This window comes from Listeria valentina (genome assembly GCF_011800755.1).
GTDB classification, from domain to species: Bacteria; Bacillota; Bacilli; order Lactobacillales; family Listeriaceae; genus Listeria; species Listeria valentina.
Genome location: NZ_JAATJW010000165.1, coordinates 1 through 501, shown reverse-complemented (window position 1 = coordinate 501; position 501 = coordinate 1). Strand labels below are relative to the sequence as shown.

At 28.3% G+C, this 501-nt stretch carries 1 protein-coding gene; it reads right to left on the bottom strand.

What is annotated here, in order from left to right; genetic code table 11:
* Positions 1–108 precede the first annotated feature (108 nt).
* On the bottom strand, positions 109–501 hold a 393-nt coding region (locus tag HCK02_RS14025), incomplete at its 5' end, for an enhanced serine sensitivity protein SseB C-terminal domain-containing protein (protein ID WP_167630707.1).

Sequence of the window (501 nt, the reverse complement as noted above, 5' to 3'; positions counted from 1 at the left end):
TTATCACTCCTATTTTTAATTAACAAGAGATAAAGAATTTCTCTGAATAAATTCATCACACACCGGAAGATAATTTATAAAATATCAATTTTCGCCTGACCAATTAATCTATTTTTTCACAAAGAAAGGGGAGAACCCTTCAACAGCTGTTTTTCCAAAGTCACTTTTTAAACTTACAATGTCAAGAATTTCTCCCTTATTTAGGTATTTGGAAAAAGAAGTTAATTCTTTTAAAATACTTTCATCACTAGTATCAATGACTAATAAATAACTCTTATTTACTTTTCCACGGATTAATTGAAGCAGAAATGCAGCGTTGATTACTGGACTTTTCGTAAAATAGCGAGTTAGTTTACTCATTAACTTTTCTGGGAGCTCATTAGGTATACCAAATGATACAATTTCATTTTTCATTATATTAGAATCTTCACTAATAAAATTTAAAGTCTCTCTACTTATAACTAAATTATCACTGTAAGGATTGATTACAGTTCCATAAAG